The 17,355-nt window shown below is 58.9% G+C and carries 14 protein-coding genes; 4 read left to right on the top strand and 10 right to left on the bottom strand.

Annotated features, from left to right (window positions below; translation table 11 throughout):
• The first annotated feature begins 20 nt into the window (after window positions 1–20).
• Window positions 21–1,517, top strand: coding sequence for an FGGY-family carbohydrate kinase (locus tag ACESQ2_RS19860; protein ID WP_032748674.1), 1,497 nt, complete (start codon window positions 21–23; stop codon window positions 1,515–1,517).
• Entirely contained in the window at window positions 1,514–2,542 is a 1,029-nt protein-coding gene (locus ACESQ2_RS19855) for a 2-hydroxyacid dehydrogenase (RefSeq protein WP_004848726.1), read from the top strand. Before ACESQ2_RS19860 ends, ACESQ2_RS19855 begins: the two co-directional genes overlap by 4 nt.
• Window positions 2,543–2,580: 38 nt before the next feature.
• On the opposite strand, the gene ACESQ2_RS19850 is transcribed toward ACESQ2_RS19855, so the two are convergent.
• Genes ACESQ2_RS19850 through ACESQ2_RS19830 form a run of 5 tightly spaced genes read right to left on the bottom strand, consistent with a single transcriptional unit; the run spans window position 2,581 to window position 8,051 of the window.
• A complete protein-coding gene (locus ACESQ2_RS19850) occupies window positions 2,581–3,525 on the bottom strand; it encodes a sugar kinase (RefSeq protein WP_345911517.1) in 945 nt (314 codons plus the stop codon).
• Window positions 3,526–3,536: 11 nt separating this feature from the next.
• A complete protein-coding gene (locus ACESQ2_RS19845) occupies window positions 3,537–4,538 on the bottom strand; it encodes an ABC transporter permease (RefSeq protein WP_004848729.1) in 1,002 nt (333 codons plus the stop codon).
• Window positions 4,538–5,524: an ABC transporter permease gene (locus ACESQ2_RS19840; RefSeq protein ID WP_014228381.1), complete on the bottom strand. Its 987-nt coding sequence runs from the start codon at window positions 5,522–5,524 to the stop codon at window positions 4,538–4,540. The genes ACESQ2_RS19845 and ACESQ2_RS19840 overlap by 1 nt, the downstream gene beginning before the upstream one ends.
• Window positions 5,521–7,026: a sugar ABC transporter ATP-binding protein gene (locus ACESQ2_RS19835; RefSeq protein ID WP_046878164.1), complete on the bottom strand. Its 1,506-nt coding sequence runs from the start codon at window positions 7,024–7,026 to the stop codon at window positions 5,521–5,523. Before ACESQ2_RS19835 ends, ACESQ2_RS19840 begins: the two co-directional genes overlap by 4 nt.
• Before the next feature lie 44 nt (window positions 7,027–7,070).
• Window positions 7,071–8,051, bottom strand: a complete 981-nt coding sequence (locus ACESQ2_RS19830) for a sugar ABC transporter substrate-binding protein (protein WP_004848735.1) — start codon at window positions 8,049–8,051, stop codon at window positions 7,071–7,073.
• A 607-nt stretch (window positions 8,052–8,658) separates the two neighbouring features.
• On the opposite strand from ACESQ2_RS19830, the gene ACESQ2_RS19825 reads away from it, so the two are divergent.
• Window positions 8,659–10,968: a molybdopterin-dependent oxidoreductase gene (locus tag ACESQ2_RS19825; protein WP_373171141.1), complete on the top strand. Its 2,310-nt coding sequence runs from the start codon at window positions 8,659–8,661 to the stop codon at window positions 10,966–10,968.
• Window positions 10,969–11,151: 183 nt separating this feature from the next.
• Here the strand turns inward: ACESQ2_RS19825 and ACESQ2_RS19820 are convergent, their stop codons facing one another.
• Together ACESQ2_RS19820 and mtnC are read right to left on the bottom strand one after the other, a co-directional pair.
• Window positions 11,152–11,694 (bottom strand): acireductone dioxygenase, encoded by a 543-nt coding sequence (locus ACESQ2_RS19820; RefSeq protein WP_049069434.1) that lies wholly within the window; start codon window positions 11,692–11,694, stop codon window positions 11,152–11,154.
• Window positions 11,691–12,380, bottom strand: coding sequence for an acireductone synthase (gene mtnC / locus ACESQ2_RS19815; protein ID WP_014837800.1), 690 nt, complete (start codon window positions 12,378–12,380; stop codon window positions 11,691–11,693). Before mtnC ends, ACESQ2_RS19820 begins: the two co-directional genes overlap by 4 nt.
• Window positions 12,381–12,574: 194 nt before the next feature.
• On the opposite strand from mtnC, the gene ACESQ2_RS19810 reads away from it, so the two are divergent.
• Complete coding sequence (locus ACESQ2_RS19810) at window positions 12,575–13,720, top strand: pyridoxal phosphate-dependent aminotransferase (RefSeq protein ID WP_160742792.1); 1,146 nt, start codon at window positions 12,575–12,577, stop codon at window positions 13,718–13,720.
• Here the strand turns inward: ACESQ2_RS19810 and ACESQ2_RS19805 are convergent, their stop codons facing one another.
• From ACESQ2_RS19805 to ACESQ2_RS19795, 3 genes are all read right to left on the bottom strand, one after another.
• Complete coding sequence (locus ACESQ2_RS19805) at window positions 13,721–14,350, bottom strand: ParB/RepB/Spo0J family partition protein (protein ID WP_014228387.1); 630 nt, start codon at window positions 14,348–14,350, stop codon at window positions 13,721–13,723.
• Window positions 14,335–15,558 carry a phosphoadenosine phosphosulfate reductase gene (locus ACESQ2_RS19800; protein ID WP_368762870.1) on the bottom strand — a complete coding sequence of 408 codons (1,224 nt, stop codon included), beginning with the start codon at window positions 15,556–15,558 and terminating at the stop codon, window positions 14,335–14,337. The genes ACESQ2_RS19805 and ACESQ2_RS19800 overlap by 16 nt, the downstream gene beginning before the upstream one ends.
• A gap of 104 nt (window positions 15,559–15,662) precedes the next feature.
• Entirely contained in the window at window positions 15,663–16,574 is a 912-nt protein-coding gene (locus ACESQ2_RS19795; RefSeq protein WP_196545379.1) for a LysR family transcriptional regulator, read from the bottom strand.
• Window positions 16,575–17,355 lie beyond the last annotated feature (781 nt).

The raw sequence follows: 17,355 nt of genomic DNA, 5'->3' as shown, positions 1-17,355 counted from the left end.
TCTTCACCAACGGGTCAGGCATGGATTTTTATCTCGGAATCGATATCGGCACCTCGCGCGTGAAAGCGGTGCTGTTTGATGAACGCTTTCAGGCGTGCGCCAGCGCGGCGCAGAACACCGGCCCGCGGCTGTCGGCCAACGGCCACGCCGAGCAGGATATGGCCCAGCTGTGGCAGTCGGTGGTGGCGATTTTACGCGATATTGCCCGGTATCCGGCGCTGCAAAGCGGGCGTTTACGCGCCATCGGCCTTGCCGGGCAGGGCGAAGGGGTCTGGCTCAGCGACGCCGAAGGCGAACCGGTCGGGCCGGGTATCCTGTGGAGCGACACCCGCAGCCGCGACCTGATGAGCGAACTGCTCAGTCGCCCCGGTTTTGACCGTCGCTTCTTTGACGATACCGGTACCCATCTGCAGCCCTGCAACACCAGTATGCAGCTGTACTGGCTCAAGCATCACCAGCCGGAGCGGCTGGCGGCGGCCCGCTATCTGTTTTTCGCCAAGGACTGGATCCGCTTTCGCCTCACCGGCGTCGCGGCGCTGGATCTTACCGATGCCAGCACCTCTTTGCTGAATCAGCAGAGCGGAAAGCTATCCACGGTGGTGCTCAATGAGATGGGCCTGGCAGATTTACAATCTCTGTTCCCACCGCTGCTGGCGCCGGACGTGCAGGCGGGCGCGCTACGTGAAGAGGTCGCGGCGCTGACCGGGCTTCCCGCCGCCACGCCGGTCGCGGCGGGGGCGCTGGATGTGTGCAGCGCGGCGCTGGGCTGCGGCGCGGTCAACGATGGCGATATTTATACCATTCTTGGCACCACCTGCTGCACCGGTATCGTCTGCCACGGTCGCCAGACGGTCAACGAGGGGACGCGCTACGTCACCCATACCGAAGCGGGCAGCTTTATTAACCTTTTTCCGATGCAGGCCGGGACGCCGAACATCGACTGGCTCCAGCAGCAGATTGCGCTGGAGCCGGATTTACAGCAGCTGGAACAGCATATCGCCAGCGTTGAGCCCGGCAGCGGCGGCGTCTTCTGGCAACCCTACCTCAACGGCGAACGCGCCCCGTTCTTTAGCCCCGAGGCGCGGGCCGGTTATTTCGGCATTAGCCAGCACACCACCCGTGCGGAGCTGCTGCGGGCGGTGTTTGAAGGGCTGGCTTACGCTATCGTCGACTCGCTTCAGGGCTACCCGCAGGGCGGCGAACTGTACCTGACCGGCGGCGGCGCGGCTTCGGCAACCTGGCTGCAAATCATTGCCGACTGCACCGGCAGAACGGTGGTTTCCAGTCCTTTCAACGAGCTTAGCGCGCGCGGCGCGGCGATTCTGGCGGCGCGCAGCGTCGATGCCCTGAGCCGCTATCCGGCGCTGGAGCAGACCCGCTATCGACCCCATCCGCAGGCGCACAGCCGCTACGCCGCGCTCTATCCGGTGTATCGCCTGCTGCGCGAGCAGATGCTCCCGGTGTGGCAGGCCCGCCGCGAGGCGCTTCAACGTATTTCTCAGGAACAACGCATATGAAAATTGTTTTTACCGCCGAACACGCCGGCGACCTCAGCGCTTTTCAGCAACTGGGCGAACTGCGGGTGGAAGGCTGGGCGCTGGGCAAACCGAAGCTGAGCGCAGGCCAGCTGATCGAACTGGCCCACGACGCCGAGGTGCTGGTGACCAGCTACGATGAGGTGACGGAAGCGGTGATCGCCGCCTGCCCGCGTTTACAGGTGATCGCCTGCACCCGCGCCAATCCGGTGAATATTGATACCAAAGCCGCCCAGGCGCGCGGTATCCGCGTGCTCTATACGCCGGGACGCAACGCGGACGCCGCCGCCGAGCTGACGCTGGGGCTGATGCTGAGCCTGGCGCGGCATATTCCGCAATCCCACGCGGCGCTGAAGCGCGGCGAATTCACCCACGCCGAAAACGCGGCGCAGGCCACCCAGAGCGGACTGCGCCGCGATGTAGTGTGGGACGTTAGTCCGCAAAGCCCTTATGAAGTCTTTAAAGGCAGCGAGCTGCGCAACAAAACCCTGGGGCTGATTGGCTACGGTAATATTGGCCGCCGGGTGGCGCGTATCGCCCGCGCCTTTGGCATGGCGGTACTGGTGGTGGACCCGTTTGTCGCCGCCGAGGATATCAACGAACCGGGGCTGCAAAAGACGACCCTTGAGGGGCTGTTCCGCGAGGCGGATATCGTGAGCCTGCATCTAAGCAGCGGCCCGCACAGCGATGGGCTGGTGAACGCGCCATTGTTGAACAGCATGAAGCCGGGCGCGCTGCTGATCAATACCTCGCGCGCGGCGGTCGTGGACGAAGAAGCGCTGATTCACGCGCTGCGCCACGGCCCGCTGGGCGGCGCGGCGCTGGATGTCTACCATCGCGAGCCGCTGTGGCGCGACCATCCGTTTGTCACCGAGTTTGATAACGTGATTATTACGCCGCATATCGCCGGGGCGACGCGGGAGAGCATTGCTAAGCATACGGCGATGATTGCCGCCGACCTCCAGCGCTATGTCGCCGGAGAGCCGCTGCTCTACCAGTGGCGTTAAGCCGCGCTTGCCGCCGCGCAATGCGGCGGCGAAGCTTGTTATCCGCGACGGTGGGTCGCCATAAACTCCTGCGTATGCTGCCAGTCCACCACGCCGGCATCCGATCCCATGCCGGTCGCCACCAGCGCGGCGACGGCGGAAGCCACCTCGCACGCCGCTTTGACGCTTAACCCCCGGGCCAGTGCGGCAATAAAGCCACCGCAGTAGCTGTCGCCGCAGCCGGTAGTATCTACGGCATCGACCCGGAACGGCGCGATATGCTCGACGGCGCCGTCGCGGGTCAGCAGCCAGGAGCCGTTTTCGCCGTCCTTCAGAATGCAGGTTCCGACGCCAAGCGCAAAGAAGACGCGGGCAATCGCTTCCGGCTGGGTCTCCCCGGAGAGATACGCCGCTTCTTCAAGGGAAGGCATAAAGTAGTCCACCGACGGCAGCAGCGGGCGCAGCAGATCCAGGGTGCCCGCGTCAGGGGCGATTAAATCGAAGCTGGTGGTGACGCCGCGGGCTTTCGCCGCCCGCAGCAGCAGCGCGCTTTGCCCCCTATCCATCGCCGCCAGCAGGCCGGTGCCGCCGTGGTGCAGGAACCGGCAGTCGAGGATCGCGTCAAACTCTTCTTCGCGGATAAAAAGCGCATCGGAAGCGCCCCGACAGTGCAGCGCCGGGCGCTCGCCGTTGGGGCGGATGGGCAGGATCGTCGCCGACGTTTCCCGCTGCGCCGTACGCTGGACCAGCGAGCAGTCGATCCCCAGCCGCGCATAGCTGGCGAGGATAAAATCGGCTTTTTCATCTTCACCGAGGCAGGCCACCGCGGCGGTGCGAATGCCCAGCTTCGCGGCGTTAATATTGGCCCCGGCGGCGGTTCCGGCGGGGTTAAGACGAATTTGTTCGATAAAGGCTACCCCGCCGCGCGGCGGGATGTCGATCACCGGGCGACCGGCGATATCAAGAATAGTCAGACCGACAAAGACGGCGTCAAAAGCTGCCATAGGTGCTCCGCTTAACGATGGGTCTGGCGCAGACGCGCCTGCCAGAAGGAGAGGGCCAGCGCGACCACCAGAATCACGCCCACCAGCGCATCCTTCACCAGGTAGTTCAGCCCCATCAGGTTCAGGCCGTTATCAATAATCGCGAGAAACAGCACCCCGCCGAGGGTGCCGGCGATGCTGACCCGGCCCAGCCGGTTAAAGGCGGTACCGATAAAGACCGCGGCGATGGCGTCCATCAGGTAGGCCTGGCCGGCCAGCGGCGTAAACTGGCGCAGGTTGGCGGAGAGAATGACGCCGCCGACGGCGCACAGCGCGGAGGCCGCCACCAGCACCCACAGCATGGTCCGGCGATCGCGGATGCCGGCGATACGCGCCGCTTCGCCGTTCTGGCCGATAGCGCGCACGTACTTGCCAAACAGCGTGCGTTCGGTCAGCAGCCAGGCTACCAGCCACAGCGCCAGCACAATCACCACCGGCGTCGGAATACCGGCGATATTGCCGACCGCGAGATCGTGATACTCCGGCGCCATCCGGCGGTAGGAGATAGAGCCGCCGCCGTCGGTATAGATACGCTCGGCGCTGCTGGCGATAAACCAGGTGCCGAGGGTGGCGAGGAACGGACGAATCTGGCAGACAAGGATCAGAAAGGCGTTCAGCAGGCCGATAATCACCCCGCCGAGCAGCGCGCAACCCACCGCCGCCTGCCACGGCAGGTGCCAGGTCTTCAGCGCCACCAGCGCAAAAGCGGCGCCGAAATCCAGCGCCACGCCGACGGAGAGGTCAATCGCCCCGGCGCTAACGATAAGGGTCATCGCCATCGCCACGATCAGCAGAATCGCGCTGCCCTGCAGCAAATTGGCCCAGTTATCGAAGGTCAGAAATACCGGGTTCGCCCAGCCGAACAGGGCAATCGCCAGCAGGGTAATGACGCCGAATCCTGCCCGCGATAGCCACGCCAGCGGACCGCTGCCGGTTTGCCCCGTTGAGGGGGTCTTGAGCGTCAGTTGGCTCATTAATGGCCTCCTTTATGTCTGACCGCTGAAGCCGCCAGCACCACGAGGATCAGGCCGCCTTTGATCGCGCCCATCCAGAAAATATTCACTCCCAGCAGGCCGAGCCCGTTAGAGAGCGCGTTGACCAGCACCGCGCCGAGCAGCGCCCCCCAGATGGTGACCACGCGCCGCCGCGAGAACGCCGCGCCGATAAAGGTCGCGAGGACGGTTTCCAGCAGCAGCGGCGTCGCCGTGCCGCTGGAGCTGCCTGAGCCCTGGCTGAGCAGCGGCAAAATCGCCAGGCCGGCGGCGATGCCCGCCAGCAGCCAGACGATAATGGTCAAACGGCGAACGTTGAGTCCGCTCATCTGCGCCATATCGCGGTTACCGCCCACCGCCTGTAAATGCTGGCCGAAGCGGGAGTGGTGGAGCAAAAACTGAAACAGCGCGAATACCGCCAGCAGATAGAGCAGCGGCCAGGGAATGCCGAACAGATCGTTATCGCGAAAGGCCACCATCAGCGGGTCGCTCACCGCGATGCGCCGCTGGCCGGTCAGCAGGTCGGTCAGCCCGGTGAAGGCCACCGAAGTTGACAGGGTCGCCAGCAGCGGCGGCAGGCCCGCCGCCAGCACCAGCGTGGCGTTGACGGCGCCGCAGGCCAGGCTAACGGCGATCAGCAGTAACAACAGCGCCAGGTAAGGGGTGTTCCACTCCGCCATGCCGAGGCTGAGCAGCGCGACGCCGAGCACCGCGATGGCGGGCAGCGACAGGTCGATGCCGCCGGAGACCACATCATCGCCGCCGACGGCAATCACGCAGACCAGGCCGAAGCAGAGGATCGCCAGCGGCACGCTTTGCACCAGCATCATGCTGATATTTTGCCAGCTTAAAAAGAAAGGCGACTGCAGGCTGAGCCAGATCAGCAGCGCAAAAAAGAGAATCAGGGGAAATTTTTCGATAAGCGTCGTGATGCCCGGAAGGGGGCGGCGCTGGATACCTGCACTCATACCTGTTGTTCCTGTCCACCGTTAATCGTCACCAGCAGCGCGTCCAGCGTCAGCCCCCGGGTCGGGAGATTGGCCACCAGCTCGCCGCGCCACATCACCAGGATGCGGTCGCAAAGGCCCAGCAGCTCCGGCGCGTCGCTGGATGAGACCAGCACGCCGCGACCGCGATCCGCCAGCTCGCGGGTGCGCTGATAAATATCGCGTCGCGCGCCGATATCCACCCCGAGAGTAGGTTCATCAAGAATAAAAAGCCGCGCATCGGTGCCCAGCCAGCGGGCGAGAATCGCCTTTTGCTGGTTGCCGCCGCTCATAAAGCGCACCGGAAGCTCCGGACGGCCGGGGCGGATAGAGAGCTGGTCGATCCAGCTGCGCGCTTTTTCCAGCGCCCGGCTGCGGTGCTCCCAGCCGAAAGTGGCGGTCTCCGGTAGCGAGGCCAGATTGATATTGTCGGCGGTGGTGAAGGGGAGAATCAGCCCCTGATGGCGGCGGTCGCGCGGCACCAGGGCCAGTCCGGCCCGGGTAGCCTGATACGGCGTCCGCAGCCGCTTCGGCTGGCCGTCAACGCTTATCGTGCCGCTGCGGGCGCGGCGTAGCCCGTAAAGCAGATCGATCAGCACGTCGCGCCCGGCGCCCAGCAGTCCGGCGACGCCGACGATCTCGCCCGGCTGAATATCAAAGGTAATATCGCGTAACTGCTGCCCGTCGCTGAGATGGCGAACCGACAGTACCGGGGCAGCGGCATCGACCTGATGCGCGCTGCTCTGGCGCGGGGTATAGAGCTGTTCGATATCGCGGCCGACCATCATTTTGATCAGCGCGTCGGTATTCTGCAGCAGCGCCCGGTCGGGGTAGCCGACCACCTCGCCGTTACGTAGCACCGTGCCGCGATCGCAAAGGGCGGCGATTTCGTTGAGATAGTGGGAAATGTAGAGAATCGCGATCCCCTGCTCCCGCAGGCGCAGAATCGCGGAGGTGACCAGGCCGGCTTCCTGCGCTTCCAGCGGCGCGGTGGGCTCATCGAATACCACCAGCTTTGCCGCGCCGTCGATCAGCGCTCTGGCGATTTGCACCAGCTTGCGTTCGGCGAGGCTGAGGTCGCGGATCAGGCGGCGGGGATGAATATCCAGCTGCCAGCTGTCGCGGAAAAACGCCCGGGTGGCCGCGTTCATTCGCCGCCGGTCCAGCGCGCCCCAGCGGGTGCGGTACTCCTGGCCGAGAAACACCGATTCCGCCACCGTAAAGTGCGGGATTAGGTTGAGTTCCTGGTGAATAACGCGGATACCCAGCGCTTCAATCGCCGCGGGATTGCCGAGCGGCAGCGGCGCGCCGTCAAGGGTGGCGCTGCCGCTGTCGGCCCGATAGACGCCCGCGAGGATTTTTATTAGCGTCGATTTTCCCGCGCCGTTCTCGCCGATCAGGCCGTGAATTTCACCGGGATTCAGAAGCAGCGTGACCGCATTTAATGCAGTCACGTTGGCAAAGCTTTTGCCGATCTGGTTCATCGCCAGACCAGCGGCGGGGTTAACCCCGCCGGAGGATGGAGTGATCACTGCAGTTCGCCATATCCCAGCTGTTTGTAGACCGCTTTTGCCTCCTGCGGGCCTTTCACCGGCACCACCGGAATAAAGGTCTGCAGGGGCAGCTTCTGTTTGTCGAAGTAGCGCGCGACGTTATCGGCGGAGGTCTGGCCGATCAGGTGCGGCTGCTGGGCGACGTTGGCGACGAACGGGCTGCCCGGCTCGGCCATGATCTCCAGGGTTTCCGGGCCGGCGTCGATCGCGGTGACCTTGACGTCTTTATCGCGGCCGGTCTCTTCCAGCGCCTGGACAATACCGATAGCCGGCTGATCCCAGCAGGCGACATGGATGGCGTCGAGTTTGCCTTTTGGATACTGGCTCAGCAGTTCGAGGGTTTTCTTACGCGCATCTTCCGGCGAGTTGGCAAACTGCTCGGCCAGCTCCGGCTGAATAATGTGAATATCCGGATAATCCTTGAGGACATATTTCCACTGGTCATAACGAATGCCGCAAATACGCAGGGAGCTGGAGAATGCGTTAAATACCGCAACGTTGCCTTTGCCGCCCAGTTCATCGGCCATATAGCGACCAATGGTCGATCCCAGGGTGTAGTTATCGGAGGTGGTGTTATTGACCGAATATTTTGAAACGTGGTCTACGGTAAATACCGGAATGCCGGCATCGCGTAGCGCTTTGAATTTAGGCTCAACGGCGCTGTCGCCCAGAATGCTAATTACCGCATCGACCTTGCGCGACAGTAAAATATCGTGGTTATTCGCATGAACCTGGTTATCGCGGCCGCCATCGACGCCGATCACTTTACCCCCCAGTTTCTCTACCTCTTCGGTCGCACCCTTATAGGCTTCACGATCCCAGAAGTGCTGCGTCCCGACCACGGCGACGCCGATAGTTTTTCCCTGAAGTGATAAGGCATCCGCCGCCAGAGCGTTGACGGAGGCGAGCGAGAGCAGGCCCAGCGCGATGGGCAATAATTTCATTTTCTGCGACATTCTTATTATGGTCCTGTGATGGAGGTGGCTGTGCGGAGCAGTAGCATGACAACAACAGCCACACAATCTCAAATACAAAATATGTCTAAGTTATACCCGTTATACTTCAAGTTGCATGTGCGTTGGCTACGTGCGTTCACCCGAATCACTTACTTGAGTAAGCTCATCGGGACTCTCTTACTTGCCGCGTTACTCGGCCTGCGGCCTCACCCCTTACGGGGCCAGCGCAAGCGCTGTTCAAAACGGTTAACCGTTTTGTCCTGAAACTTGAATTATTTAGGGTATATTAACGATGTTATATCGCAGATTTGCCTGAGGAAAACGTAAATTTGTTATCTGTAACCTGAAAATATTTCATGATGCAGCTTAATCCCTTTTTATTTTTGTGGGCTTAATTTGCTTGCAACTCTTATTTATTCAAATAAAGATTGCTACTTAATTAAAATTATTCTGTCACTGTAATATATCGCATCCTGGAATGGCGTAGAGCTATTCTGCGTGAAAAATCCTTTCTCTGTAGCAGATTGTATGGTGATACGTATTTTATTCCCAGGATTCGCACGCTTTATTATGGCGGCCTTTATCGGGTGAGAAGAAAACAGGCAAGATGAAAAAACAACATAATCTGACCGTAATGCACTGGGGAACCTGGCAGGTCCAGGCCCGTGACGGCAACATTGAGACGGTGACGCCGGTGCCCTGGGATAAAAATCCCTCACGTATTGGTCAGTCGCTCCCCGATGCGGTCACCAGCAAGACGCGCATTCGCCGTCCGGCGGTGCGCGCGGGCTACCTGCAAAATGGCCCGGCTTCGCGCGAGGGGCGCGGTAAAGAGCCGTTTGTTGAGGTGAGCTGGGAGGTGGCGCTCGATTTACTGGCCCGCGAACTGAATTCGGTCAAAACGCGCTGCGGCAATGAGGCGATTTTCGGCGGCTCCTACGGCTGGGCCAGCGCCGGCCGTTTTCACCACGCGCAAAGTCAGCTGCACCGCTTCCTCAAGTGCTTCGGCGGCTATACCGCCAGCACCAACACCTACAGCAGCGCGGCGGGCGAGCGCATCCTGCCGCATATTCTCGGGCCGCTGAGCCCGCTGCACCGCCAGCATACCCACTTTTCCGAGCTGGCGCGCGAATGCCAGCTGTTTGTCGCATTCGGCGGCCTGCCGCTGCGTAATGCGCAGGTCAACGGCGGCGGCGCCAACGACCATATGCTGAAATACTGGCTGGAAAAGATGCAGGCGCAGGGGACGCGCTTTATCAATATCAGCCCGGTGCGCAATGACCTGAGCGCCGTGGAGAGCGCCGAGTGGCTTGCGGTTCGTCCGGGAACCGATACCGCGCTGCTGCTGGCGCTCTGTTATGTGCTGATTAATGAATCCCTCTACGACAGCGGTTTTATCGCCAGCCATACCGTGGGTTTCGCACCCTATCGCACCTACCTGATGGGGGAGAGCGATGGCGTCGCAAAAACGCCGGAGTGGGCGGCGGCGATAACCGGTATTGAGGCGCAGCGGATTGCCGCGCTGGCGCGCGAGATGGCCAGCCAGCGCACGATGGTCAATATCTCCTGGTCGATTCAGCGGGCGCGCCAGGGCGAGCAGGCCTACTGGGCGACGGTGGCGCTCACCGCGCTGCTGGGGCAAATCGGTACGCCGGGCGGCGGTCTGGGGTTTGGCTACGCCTGCACCAATCTGGCGGGGGCGGCGCGTAAGGCCTTTTCCGGCCCGCGCCTTCCCGCCGGAGAGAACGCGGTAAACCAGGTGATTCCGGTGGCGCGCCTTTCCGATATGCTGCTGCATCCGGGCGAGGCATACGAGTTTGACGGCCAGCATCTGCGCTATCCCGACATCCGCCTCGTCTACTGGGCCGGCGGCAACGCGTTTCATCATCATCAGGATATTAACCGCCTGTGTGAAGCCTGGCGGCGGCCGGAAACGGTGGTCGTTCATGAACAGTTCTGGACCGCGCAGGCCAAATTTTCCGATATCGTTCTGCCGGTCACTACTTCGCTGGAGCGGGAAGATATCGGCAGCGGCGGTCACGACGGTTTTATGATCGCCATGAGCGCGCAGATCCCGCCGGTGGGCGAAGCGCGCGATGATTACGCCATCTTCTGCGACCTTGCCGAGCGGCTGGGCTGCGGCGAGCGCTTTAGCGAGGGGCGCGACGCCGGGCAGTGGCTGCGGGAGATCTACGAAGCGTCGCGGCCTCGCGCGCGGGAAGAGGGGATCGCGCTGCCGTCGTTTGATGAATTCTGGCGGCAGGGGGTGCTGGAATACAGCGCGCCGGAGAAACCGCAGGTTTTCCTGGCGGATTTTCGCGCCGACCCGCAGCGCTATCCGCTCTCTACGCCTTCCGGCAAGATCGAGCTTTTTTCCGAAACCATCGCCGGGTTTGGCTATCGCGAGTGTCCCGGCCACCCGTGGTGGGATGAGCAGGAGGCGGCCTGGCAGCGGCAGGAGGCGGCGCGCTGGCCGCTGCATCTGCTCTCCAGCCAGCCGCGCACCCGCCTGCACAGCCAGTACGATCACGGCAGCGTGAGCCGGGCGACGAAAATTCAGGGGCGCGAGCCGCTGTGGATGCATCCGCAGGATGCGCAGGCGCGGGATATCAGCGAAGGCAGCGTGGTCAAGGTCTATAACGCCCGGGGAGCCATTCTTGCCGGGGTGCACCTCAGCGAGCAGATTTTGCCCGGAGTGGTGCAGATGTCGACCGGCGCCTGGTACGATCCGCTGGATCCGGCTGAAAAGGGGTCTCTGGATAAGCACGGCAATCCCAACGTGTTGACCGAAGATCGCGGCAGCTCGCGGCTGGGGCAGGGCTGCAGCGCCCAAAGCTGCTGGGTGGAGATTGCGCCGTGGCGGGACGCGCTGCCGCCGGTGACCGCTTTCGACCCGCCGATGTTTATTCAGGGTTAGGCGCCCGGTAATTCCCGGCTTACGGAATCAAAGCCCTCCTGGGGCGGATAGCCCGGACAGATGCGCAGCATCGCCTCCGGGAAATTCAGCCACGCTGCGTTCTGCTCCCGGGGGCGGCGCAGGGCGCCTGCCCGGGCTACATGTTCACAGTTGTCTGCAGATCGGTAGCCCGGATAAGGCGCGTTACGCCAGCCGCGGGTAGGCGCTGGCGATATCGTCGCCGGTAAACTGGGCAATCCAGCCTTCCGGGTTGTCGAAGATGCGGATGGCGGTGAAGTTGGGCTCCGAGCCCATATCAAACCAGTGCGGCGTGTGCGCCGGAACGGAAATCAGGTCGTTCTTTTCACAGAGCACCTGGAATACCTCGTCGCCAATATGCAGGCAAAACAGGCCGGCCCCCTCGACGAAGAAGCGCACTTCGTCTTCCCCGTGGGTATGCTCGTTGAGGAATTTTTCCCGCAGCGCCTCTTTCTGCGGATTATCCGCACGCAGGCTGATCACGTCCCAGCTCTGGTAACCCTTCTCAGCCACCAGCTTATCAATCGCATGCTGATAGGCGGCAATAACCGTTTCTGAGGCTGGCGCCGGGCCTAAATCGCGGTCGGCCTGCCAGCGCTCGAAGCGGACGCCTTTGGCGTTGAGCTGCTGCTGGATCTCTTCGGCGTTCGTGCTGTACCAGAGAGAGTTTTGCGGGTCTTTCACGGAAAAAATGGTTAATGCGCTCATGCTGGGATCTGCTCCGGATGAATATCGTCAAAACGCTGAACCTGCGGATGGTGGCTGGCCGGGTCACGGTCGCCGCGCACCAGCTGTAGGGTGCGGAAGCCGGCCTCTTCGGCGGCATCCAGCTCCTGATGGATATCGGACAGGAACAGAATGGCGGCAGGAGGCTGTCCCAGCTGCTCAGCAATATTGCGGTAGGACTGCGCTTCGCGCTTGGCGCCTACCAGGGTATCGAAATAGCCGTTGAACAGATGAGTAATATCACCTTCGTCGCTGTAGCCAAATAACAATTTCTGCGCGGCGACGGAGCCTGAGGAATATACATATAAATCAATACCCTGTGACTTCCATTTTTCCAGCGACGGCAGGACGTCAGGATACAGGTGGCCGGTGAAGTCGCCATTGACGTAGCCTTCGCGCCAGATAATCCCCTGGAGCGCCTTGAGGGCGGTGGATTTGCGGTCTTCATCCATAAAGGCGAACAGGGTAGCAATAAGCTGCTCGACGCTGGCCGCCGGTTGGGCGATCTCTTCGCGCAGGTTATCGAGAATGGTCTTTACCGGATCGACAAACTGCTGGGCGGTCACGAAGCCGGCCAGGCGTTCGCGAGCGTACGGGAACAGGACGTTGTGGACGAAGCGAATGTCGCTGGTGGTGCCTTCAATATCGGTCACGATAGCGCGGATCATGAGTTCTCCAGAGTGAGCGGTAGGTCGTGCTGACGGTGGCGTTGTGCTGCTCGCTGTTTTCCACTCATAAGCATAAGCGAAATAACATTATCATTTAGACGTCTAAGCGTCTTGATTGCCAAATATTAACATCGTGTTATAGTGGCTTCAACAACAGCATGACAGACGGTACAAAAAGAATGAGCAATAAGCCACTGATTCCTGAGAGTAAACTCCCTTCACTTGGCACCACGATCTTTACCCAAATGAGCGCTCTGGCCCAGCAGCATCAGGCGATTAACCTGTCGCAGGGGTTCCCGGATTTCGATGGTCCGCGCTATCTGCAGGAGCGTCTGGCGTATCACGTGGCGCAGGGGGCGAATCAGTACGCGCCGATGACAGGCGTGGCCGCGCTACGCGACGCCATCGTCGATAAAACGGAAGAGCTGTACGGCTATCGTCCCGATGCCAACAGCGACGTGACCGTTACCGCCGGCGCGACGGAAGCGCTGTATGCGGCGATTACCGCGCTGGTACGTTCCGGCGACGAAGTCATTTGCTTTGACCCTAGCTATGATAGCTACGCCCCGGCGATTGAGCTGTCGGGCGGCGTGCTGAAGCGCATTGCTCTCCAGCCGCCGCATTTTCGCGTTGACTGGCAGCAGTTCGCCGCGAGCCTCAGCGACAAAACCCGACTGGTTATCCTCAATACGCCGCACAACCCGTCAGCGACGGTATGGCAGCGGGAAGATTTTGCCGCGCTGTGGCAGGCGATTGCCGATCGTGAAATCTATGTGCTGAGCGATGAGGTTTACGAACATATCTGCTTTGCCGCCGAAGGGCATGCCAGCGTGCTGGCGCATCCGCAGCTGCGCGAGCGGGCGGTGGCGGTCTCTTCGTTTGGCAAGACCTTCCATATGACCGGCTGGAAGGTGGGCTACTGCGTGGCGCCTGCCGCCATTAGCGCCGAGCTGCGTAAAGTGCATCAGTATCTGACTTTTGCCGTCAATACGCCCGCTCAACTGGCGATTGCCGATATGCTGCGCAGCGAGCCGGAGCACTATCGCCAGCTGCCGGCGTTTTACCGCGAGCGGCGGGACCTGTTTATTGATGCGCTGCGCGCCAGTCGGCTGGACATTTTGCCCTGCGAAGGGACCTACTTCCTGCTGGCGGACTACAGCGCGGTCTCGGATCTGGATGATGTCAGCTTCTGCCGCTGGTTAACCACCGAAATCGGCGTCGCGGCGATTCCGCTATCGGTGTTCTGCGCCGATCCGTTCCCGCATAAGCTGATACGCCTGTGCTTCGCCAAACAGCCAGCCACGCTGCTGGCTGCGGCGGAACGACTGTGTCGTCTGTAGTTATTTAACGGTCCACGCCTGAGAAAATTGACGGTCGCTGAACATCTCCACCAGACCGTTGATTTGCTTCAGGCGCAATACTTCGTCTGAGTCCATCCCTAACTCTTTGCCGATTTTCTCGTCACACCAGCCGAGATGCGCCAGCTCCTGGACGATTTCCGACATCGCATGAATCTGATGACGTCCGCGCGCCCGGTTGTGGCGGATGGTGGCGGCCATCAGCGAATCACGCCTGGGGCTGCTCTTTTCCAGGCAGGTGACGGGAAGGTAGCCTTTCAGTCGTTTCTTCAGCGCCGCTCTGCCGCTCGCCAGCTCATGACGGTGAAAACCGTCGATAATGGAATAGCGCTCCTGATCCTGTTTCACTACCACAACGGGCTGCGTGAAGCCGTCCGTTTCCAGCGAGGTAAACAGCAGGCGTTTTTCCGGTGGCGCAAGATTATTTGGGTTGTAATCATTAGGCAAAACGGCGCCCTGTTTTACCCACAATACGCAGTCAACCGGTTGGGATTTGAAGGGGCTATATTCATGCAGAATCTGGCGAAAGGCGTTAAGCGCAGTAATCTTTTCCTCTTCATCTTCCAGCGATTGCAGATAGCGTTCGAGATCCTGGATTAATTGTCGTTGCATAGTATCCCCCATTGCTGGCGCTTTTTATTCATCCGTTCGCGATAGCGTTTATATTGATTCGCTTTGGTCGGGCTGAAAGAGAGCTGGCGGCACCAGTAATCATTGTTCAACAGAACTTTACAGATGCGCCGCCAGGACGGGACGTCTTTCGAGCCAATATCCGCCGGCTGCGTGTCCGGAATATCTATCATTCCCTTTTTTTGGTACCAGTGAAGATAGACGGCGATTTTATTGCGGTAATGTTCCGCCGTTTTCTCCGGCATGCTGTCGAGTAAAAACAGGGCGTAGCTTTTCCAGGTATGCTGCGCAGGTTTATCCAGCTTTCGATGGCCGTAGAACTGATTATCGTGACCGGCATAAACTCCGCCGCAGTGGACGCCGCTGACGCGCTGGCACATGGCGGCCCAGCGTTCAGGCTCCAGCACATGGTAGAGCCACAGCCCCTGGCGCTGCTCCGGGCCAAAGGGTTCGCAGATACGCATATAGCGCAGCGGAACGCCCGCCTGATACATCAGGTTATAGAGCGGGTTGTAGGACAGGCCGCTTTTGCCGAACCAGGTCCAGATATCGGCGGTTTTCCAGTCGTAGATAGGATAGATGTACCACGCGTGTCCGCCCGGCGCGGAGGTGGTCCAGGGTTTATCGTCGGCGAAGCGAAGCTTGCGCTGCGAGGAGATGGTGATAAACCGATTTAACGATTCATCGGCGCGGATGCCGATCATTATCGCCGCGGGACGATTTCGCGAAAACCAATCGGCAAATTCGCGAACGAACGTTTCAAAACTCATGCCCGATTGATAAAACGGGAAAAAGCCGGGATCGGTAATCGCGTCCTTTGGCGGTTGGCGCACCCAGCGCGCGCCGGGTTCCCAGCACTGCCATTCGGGATGATATTGGGTCAGAGAGTTCTGGGTGGTGAGAGGCAACGCGACCCAGAAAAATTGCTCAATAACGTCGCGATACTCTGCGCGCATCTTTTCACAATGCGCAATGGTGCAGGAGAACTGCGCTTCCCAGTCGACAAACAGGACGCAAATCTTTTTGCCTGTACGGCGGGCGTGCTGCGCCGTGAGATGCAGCATGATTGTAGAATCTTTACCGCCAGAAAAAGAGACGCAAACACGGGAGAAGTTTTCCATTACCCATTCTATTCGCTGCTGACTGGCCTGCAGAACGGACTCGGGTAATGGAAGTTTAATAAAAGACACAGCCATTATTCCTTTAATGCTAAAAGATACTGTGTACTTATATCATATTTATTTCTTAATCAAGAGATTAGTTATCATTCACTAATTAAATAAAATGGCTTTAACTATTCAATAATCTTATTTTTTTGGCACTCGTCGATAAAGTTTGCAAAGTTTGGATCGTCAAGATTTACCCGGTTGTAAATCATATAAATAGCGATGGAGGGGATCTTAAACGGCGCCTCTATAATCTTAAACTTATTATGGAAACTGATATGCTCTAAAATACAGCTGGGTACAAACCCAATAATATCAGTTTGCTGAATAACATTAAGGATTGCTATGTATGAATCGCTACTGAAAGAAATTTTCCTTTCAGACAGTATGCCGGCCGCCTGGCTTTGAAAAGACTTCGTTCCCTGATCGTTACAAATATAATAAGTAAAGCGCTCCTGCAGTATGGCTTTTGTCGTTGTTAGCGATGCCAGCCGAGGATGATTTTCACTACAGACCAGAGAAATATCCAAATCCTGGATACGTTTACACACCGTGGCTCGCGATGACAGGGGGGTGGTGCTGAATATCAGGTCGGCTTTACGGTAGGCCAGCAGGCTTTCTACCGACTCTCCGGACGCCAGCAGGTCATGATGTTCAACGTGAAGGTTTGAATCATCTAATAACATATGGATCAGGCTGGTTGTTTTAGGGGTTATAAAAAGCTGCGGCGCATAGACAACCAGACGTTTCTTTAATTCAGAACGATTGGTGAGATAAATAGTTTGTTCTAATTGATTAAGATTTTTTTCAAGATGATGGTGGAGATTAACCCCTACGGTGGTAGGCGTAATTCCTTTACCTGAGCGAACGAATAGCGGATCGTTCAGCTGGGTGCGTAACCGCTGAAGCGACTGACTGACGGCGGAGGGCGTAATAAATAGCGTTTCCGCCGCTTTACTGATGCTTAAATGCTGGTAAATGCATTCGAAAATAACGAGTAGGTTCAGATCAAATTTCTTGAGATCGTAAAGATTAGCCATTATCAACGTCCTGTTAAGCTGGCGGTAAGGGAAATAGATGAGTATATATCCGTGTTATATTCATTGTGTGAATGTTTGTTTCTTATTATTTAATGCTGGCGTAGTCATTAAGTTTATCTAAATATATACCAGCGTTGCGCATTCTACCAGATCCTTTTGTGTACCGCTAAAGTCAGGGGAGGAGGTCATTTATAAATGCTTGCCTTGCCCCGCTTATCATCTGTAGTTTTTCTTTAACGGCAAGCCCGAACGCTTATTGAAGCCTGTTTTGTTATTCATATTGTCATTTACTGATACGTTGTTGGTACCGCGATCGTTTATCAACCGAGGGGGGGAATTCAATATCTTTATCCTCCGGCTTTCGCGGGATCCTGCGGGCAAGTATGGCGAGTGGAAGAGCGGCAGCGGGGGACCGTCTGCATCGCGCTAACGCGGGAAACATGTCAGAAAGAACGGGCGTTTCGACATGGTGATGCCCGGGGAAATCACCGGAATAGATATGGGGAGCGGTAAAACCTATTACAGCCATAGGTAAGACCTGCCGCCGCGTGGATTGCCCTTTCGTTCAGCGGGTGATGTAATCCCTTAGCTGTTACATTAAGGTGTAGAGCGCAACACATTGCCAGCTACTGGCGCTGAACCTACCTGCGGGTGTTTCAGGTAACGGGGCCGCCTGCGAGGGCGGCCTTTTTACTTTTCAGCGCATATAATGCGAAACGCGGTAGAAGATTGTCATCGCGTTGACAGGTTCACAAAGTTGTCTTGTTCCGGTTGTTAGATA

The organism is Klebsiella sp. Q11, assembly GCF_964241505.1.
In the GTDB taxonomy this organism is placed as follows: Bacteria; Pseudomonadota; Gammaproteobacteria; order Enterobacterales; family Enterobacteriaceae; genus Klebsiella; species Klebsiella michiganensis.
This window is presented reverse-complemented; position numbering and strand designations above follow the sequence as displayed.